Consider the following 540-nt stretch of genomic DNA (forward strand, 5'->3'; position numbering starts at 1 on the left):
CAGCATCTGCGGCTCGACCTGACCCAGGCGCCCCTGCTGCGCTTCGTGGTGGCAAAGGATCCTGGGGCCGATCACTGGCTGGTGCTGGCGGTGCATCACCATCTGATCGGCGATCACTCAACCCTGGAAATCCTGCACGAGGAGATCGAAGCGATCCTGGAAGGCCACGAGGACGATCTGCCCGCTGCGGAGCCGTTCCGCAACGTTGTGGCGCAGGCGCGTCTTGGGGTCTCTGAGGCGGAGCATGAGCGGTACTTCCGCGAGCGGCTTGGCGATATCGACGAGCCTATGCTGCCATTCGGCCTGGCGGAGGTGCGCGGCGATGGCAAGGAGGTGGTCGAGGCGTACCGGCTCCTGCCGCAAGCCCTCAACGATCGCCTGCGTGGCCAGGCCCGGCGGCTGGGGGTGAGCCTTGCCAGCCTTTGCCATGTGGCGTGGGGCCAGGTGGTGGCGCGCACGTCCGGCCGCGAGACGGCTGTGTTCGGAACGGTGCTGCTTGGTCGCATGCAAGCCGGTGCGGGCGCCGACCGGGCGATGGGC

1 protein-coding gene is annotated in these 540 nt (G+C 68.1%); it reads left to right on the forward strand.

What is annotated here, in order from left to right; genetic code table 11:
* A partial coding sequence (locus JT360_RS33325) for a condensation domain-containing protein (protein ID WP_214477733.1) occupies window positions 1–540 on the forward strand: 540 nt, incomplete at both ends.

This window comes from Mesorhizobium sp. dw_380, from assembly GCF_018588885.1.
In the GTDB taxonomy this organism is placed as follows: domain Bacteria; phylum Pseudomonadota; class Alphaproteobacteria; order Rhizobiales; family Rhizobiaceae; genus Mesorhizobium.